A 4,637-nucleotide genomic window follows, 5' to 3' on the forward strand; every position below is an offset into this window, starting at 1 on the left:
CTCGATACGCCGCCTTCAAACCACCGTCGTCACCCAGTTTCCCACATAGCTCTCGGGCGATCGCTTTTCCGACCGATGTCACGGATTCGGACGCAGTGCAGCGCTTGGCCGAGGCGGCTGTTGGGATCTCGGGACGCGTCGATACGTGGATCAACGTCGCCGGCACCGGCGTGTTCGGACCCTATGAAAACGCGAGCGCCGCGTTGCACCGTACCACCATCGAGGTCAACCTGATCGGTGCGATGAATGGTGCAAGCGCCGCCCTGCCGATCTTCAAACGCCAGTGCTCAGGCGTGCTGATCAGCACTGTTTCCATGGGTGGCTGGTCACCGGTGCCGTTCGCAGCCGCCTACACGGCCAGCAAGTTCGGCCTGCGCGGCTTCAACGCCAGCTTGCGGCAGCAGTTCACAGCCAGCGAGGATATTCACATTTGTGGCGTGTTCCCGGCCATGGTGGACACGCCCGGCCTCGAGCACGTGGCAAACGTGTCCGGCAAGGTCATTGACCCGGGCCCGTTCCTTTATACGCCCGAGGACGTCGCCGCGGCCATGCTGCGTGTCGCCCGGCGCCCCCAAGCCGAAGTCGGCATTGGCTGGCCGGCGCGGGCTAGCCAGGTCGCCTATGCACTGTCGCCCCGGATCACTGAGCTGATCGTCGGTGCAATCTTTCGCAAGCTGGTGACCAGCGCAGGGGTGGCAGCGAAAACCGAAGGCGCGTTGCTGAGTCCTCTGGCCGCCGGACGAAGCGCCAGCGGCGGCTATCTCGAGCGCAAAGGGCTCCCGAGCGCGGGCGCGATCAGCAGCACGGGTCTGCTCTTGGCAGGCCTCGGCTTGGCGATCGGGAGTGCCGTGCTGGTCCGCCGTCAGAAACGCTGAAAGAAAGAGGCCGCCTCGCGTTGCCACGGGCGGCCCAAGTCTAGGGAGGAAACGCCCAACAAGGGCGAGGCAAAGCAATGCATCATGTAGGTAAATTGAGGTAGTCGAGTCGACGCATGGCTGATGATCGCCAGCTTTTCGACATCTGTTAAATATCTGTCGCATGACTGTGCGATTGCGCCGCACATCGTCACCGATCCTCAGCAGCTCTCTCGTGATAAGCGCATTGTGGGATCCAATCCCACTTCGGGGGGTACTGTGGAACCAGGATCATTCAGCCTCGCTCTACCGGTCATGGTTGGACTGGGCTTTCTCGTCTGCCTAGTATTCCTCGCTGGTTGGGCTTTCGGCTGAAAGCAGTCAGGCGAAAATCACAGCACTCCAGACCACGACACAAGCCGTTGCCCATCCGACAATCCTGATCGTGGCCTTCAACGAGGCTCGCCATTGAAGCAAGCCGGAGAGGGGCAGAGCTTTATAGTGCTTCAGGGTCGGCCGCGGGTGCAATGAGCTTCTCGCGAGAGGCACCGACGAAGCCAGCGCGGCCAGCAGCATCGTGACAATGATCCGTCGCAGCATAACCGACCTGGTAAACGAAGCAGGAATATACGATTGGCCTACCTCAACGGAGGTGGCAGCGCTATTGCAAATGAAAGGCTAGCGGCGTTCACCGGACGGCAATCATCGGTCTTGCCTGATTGATCTAGGCGCGCCGTCCGCGTGCCGCCGTCGTGCTGGCGGATGGGCGATGCGCTGTTCTCACGTAGCCGGTTGAGCCGTTCTCTTGGCCCACAATGCAAGGGTCAGCACCGTGATGATTGATCCGCCAAAGGCGCCGAGCACAATCCAAATTGGGGCGCCGAAAAACAACATCCATGCGAGCGCGCCCATGACGCTAGGATCAGTTGGATGCTCAAGCCTTTCCACGTTGTAAATCAAGGCGAGGGCGCCAACGACCGTGAGCATCGAAGACACGAGCCAAAGCACGACGATTGAGATCCCCTTCAGAATGCCGAGCGAGGCGCTTTTGACGTTCACCAGGATGCAAACCTTGCTGAAGGTAGCTTCAGCAAATTGCGCCGCCGAATCCTGCGTGTCCATCCACGATCAGGATGTAGCATCGCGTGACACCAGAGGCAGGTTTGTTCTACATCCGTTCTCATGTCGCGGCGGATCGCACCCACGAAACTTTCGAACTGGCCATGGATCGTGGTGCGCCTGGATTGCGTGCTGTGCCAGCGCCGCGGCTGCTACCGGCTAGCACGCCTTGCAGCCCGTTATGGGCCAGAGCAGAGCATGGACGGCCTGCTGCGGGATCTCGCCCATGACTGCCCGTGGTGGAACGAGCAGCCTCGGAAATATGAGCCTCGGTGCGGAGTCCGGTTCACGGACCTCGATCACGCCCTGCCGCCGCCCGACCATCCCGAGGAGCCGATCTATCGCCGCCGGCAGCCGAGCCGGGAAGATGTGCCGAAGCCAAACGCGCCCGCCCAGCGAAGCCCGGCAGTCAAGCAAGGGCCGAAGCTATCCGAGTGGCCGCATGACCGCCTCGCGGTGATGTGCGCCAGCTGCGGTCTGTCCAAGGTCGTGGATGTAGCCGAGCTGCGGGCATCGCTGCCCAACGGCGACATGTCCATGGCGTACCTGCGAGATCACCTGACGGACGGATGCGTGACGCGCCGGGTGCACAGGCTCACGGACCAATGCCAGGTCGTTCTGCGCGCGCCTTGATGGCTTGAGCAGCCGGCACGGAACAGGGCCGTGCCCGCCCTCGTTCCCCTCCTTACCAGATTGGGAGGATGACGGAATGAAACGCTTTTTGACGGCGATCGTTGCTCTATGCGGCTTGGTTGGCATCGGCGCGACCGAAGTGTCGGCCATGCCCGTGTCGCACCCCGCGACGATCGCTGCTGAGGATTCGGCGCCCGCCGGCGTACAGCAGGTCCAATACGGCTACGGATATGGCGGCGGGTACGGGTATCGGCGACCCTACGGCTACGGGCGCGGCTATGGGTACCGGCGCCATTATGGGTACCGGAGGCCTTACGGCTATGGCCGTCCGTACGGGTTCCGCGGTCCATACGGCTATGGCCATCGCCGGTTCGGGTATGGTGGCGGATACGGCTACCGTCGTGGGTTCGGGTACTGAGCTTAGAAACGGGACACTGGGCGAGTAGGAAGACAGGCCAGGCGTGCCGTTCTGCGCCACCATGGCAAGTCAACATGGTGGCGTAGTGACGAGGTGCACGACGCGTGCTGTCATACCCTCAACGGTTATCCGACGCTGGTCAGCTAAAAAGCCAGCAGGAGCATTGAGCTTCCCGCGACCACGAGGATGCGTTCAGGCCACAGGACTTGCCGCGTCCGGTCCGAGAGGCTGAATTTTGTGCCTCGCACGATAGCCCAGACAGCCGAGGGTAAGCATCGCTAATCCGAATAGTGACGCCGTGCCAGGGAGCGGTACGCTGGAGACACTGAACTCGGTCAGCACTGCACGATCAGTCATGCTGATGCCCCGAAGTGGGTCGCTGAACGAAACGATGAAGCCGCTCTGCAGGCTCTCGCGCAGTTCAAATGTGCTGCCATTTGAGATGGTGAGATCCAGCACCCGCCCATCGATTGGGAAGGGTGTAGGCGAACGGAAGAATGTGGCTGGCCCTTCGATGATATCACTGCCGAAGATCGGTCCGGGTGAAGTTGGGTTGTTCAGGAAATAGGATAGCGAAACGCGGCCCGTCGCGCCTGACACCGTGCCGCTGAAATCGAGACTGGCGTCACCCTCCTGGGCAATGCCCCCGCTGAACGTGATTATGCTGGCTTGCGACTCCGCCTGAAACATCGATGCAAACAGAGCTACCGCAAATGCGAAACGGATCATGGATGCCCTCCCCAGAACGGGGTCATGATCAAAGGTAGACGCAGAGGTGCTGGCATCTCTTTGGGCAGGGCCAGTACGTCAAAATGCGAATAGGTCTGCTCGGAAGGAGAGTCCTGCCATGCTCCGGTCAGCCGCAGCGCGCAAGCAGTGGCGGCACCTCTTTAGTTTGCGCGCTCCTAGACGCGGATTGCGAAACGCGCAATCTTCTAAAGCGTTGAGGAGATATTTCCATGACGATGCGATTTGCAGGCGCTGCGCTGGCGGCGGCAGTGGCGCTCACGTGTACGGTCGCGAGCGCGGAATCAGCTGAGGCGGCGCCGTTCTCAATCCACATCGGCGCAATCACTGGGGCGGATGGCTTTGCCAATTTCACCCTAACGGGTGACACGACGCAGAGAACAGGATCGTTCTCCTATTACGAGAATGACCAGGGCAGCGATTTTCTGAGCTTCATCTCGACCAACTTCACCGATCCGGCAGCAAGCTTCGTCCGCTCTGGCTACTCGTCAGGGCCTGATGGTATCGGCACGACGAACTCCATCACGTTCAACGTGTTCGATCCGAAGTATCCATATACGATTTCGAGCACCGACGGCTCAGAGCAGATCGTCACCGGCTACAGCCTGGCCTTCACCCTGTCTCAGCGGGTCGGCCCTGAGGGCACGGTCTATCAATACGATACGACGCTCTCCAGCCGCACGCTTCTTGGGTCGGCCTTCGAGTCCGATAACTCTTTCGCTGAAGTGAGCGGCAATCCGTTATCGCCGGTTCCCATCCCCGCCTCGCTGCCGATGATGGCCATCGGACTTCTTGGACTTGGTGCGTTCGGCTGTCCGTCGTCAGGCTTTTTGGGACAGCTGGCGGCGTGAACTAAGGGTGGGTCC

General features: G+C 61.0%; 6 protein-coding genes. 4 read left to right on the forward strand and 2 right to left on the reverse strand.

Annotated features, from left to right (window positions below; translation table 11 throughout):
- On the forward strand, positions 1–875 hold an 875-nt coding region (locus P7D22_RS22345; protein ID WP_319936458.1), incomplete at its 5' end, for an SDR family NAD(P)-dependent oxidoreductase.
- 759 nt (positions 876–1,634) lie between these two features.
- Here the strand turns inward: P7D22_RS22345 and P7D22_RS22350 are convergent.
- A complete protein-coding gene (locus P7D22_RS22350) occupies positions 1,635–1,976 on the reverse strand; it encodes a hypothetical protein (RefSeq protein ID WP_319936459.1) in 342 nt (113 codons plus the stop codon).
- A gap of 195 nt (positions 1,977–2,171) precedes the next feature.
- Between P7D22_RS22350 and P7D22_RS22355 the strand changes: the two genes are divergently transcribed.
- Positions 2,172–2,606, forward strand: coding sequence for a hypothetical protein (locus P7D22_RS22355; protein WP_319936460.1), 435 nt, complete (start codon positions 2,172–2,174; stop codon positions 2,604–2,606).
- 76 nt (positions 2,607–2,682) lie between these two features.
- Positions 2,683–3,024: a hypothetical protein gene (locus P7D22_RS22360; RefSeq protein ID WP_319936461.1), complete on the forward strand. Its 342-nt coding sequence runs from the start codon at positions 2,683–2,685 to the stop codon at positions 3,022–3,024.
- 192 nt (positions 3,025–3,216) lie between these two features.
- Here P7D22_RS22360 and P7D22_RS22365 read toward each other — a convergent pair whose 3' ends face one another.
- Positions 3,217–3,753 (reverse strand): hypothetical protein, encoded by a 537-nt coding sequence (locus P7D22_RS22365; RefSeq protein WP_319936462.1) that lies wholly within the window; start codon positions 3,751–3,753, stop codon positions 3,217–3,219.
- 230 nt (positions 3,754–3,983) lie between these two features.
- Between P7D22_RS22365 and P7D22_RS22370 the strand changes: the two genes are divergently transcribed.
- Positions 3,984–4,622: a hypothetical protein gene (locus P7D22_RS22370; protein WP_319936463.1), complete on the forward strand. Its 639-nt coding sequence runs from the start codon at positions 3,984–3,986 to the stop codon at positions 4,620–4,622.
- The last annotated feature ends 15 nt before the right edge of the window (positions 4,623–4,637 follow it).

Origin of the sequence: Lichenihabitans sp. Uapishka_5, from assembly GCF_033947565.1 — a bacterium.
In the GTDB taxonomy this organism is placed as follows: Bacteria; Pseudomonadota; Alphaproteobacteria; order Rhizobiales; family Beijerinckiaceae; genus Lichenihabitans.

Excerpts from the sequence above, each read along its gene's own strand:
- P7D22_RS22355 (WP_319936460.1), top strand. The coding sequence starts at position 2,172 with ATGGACGGCCTGCTGCGGGATCTCGCCCATGACTGCCCGTGGTGGAAC.
- P7D22_RS22365 (WP_319936462.1), bottom strand. The coding sequence starts at position 3,753 with ATGATCCGTTTCGCATTTGCGGTAGCTCTGTTTGCATCGATGTTTCAG.
- P7D22_RS22360 (WP_319936461.1), top strand. The coding sequence starts at position 2,683 with ATGAAACGCTTTTTGACGGCGATCGTTGCTCTATGCGGCTTGGTTGGC.
- P7D22_RS22370 (WP_319936463.1), top strand. The coding sequence starts at position 3,984 with ATGACGATGCGATTTGCAGGCGCTGCGCTGGCGGCGGCAGTGGCGCTC.
- P7D22_RS22350 (WP_319936459.1), bottom strand. The coding sequence starts at position 1,976 with ATGGACACGCAGGATTCGGCGGCGCAATTTGCTGAAGCTACCTTCAGC.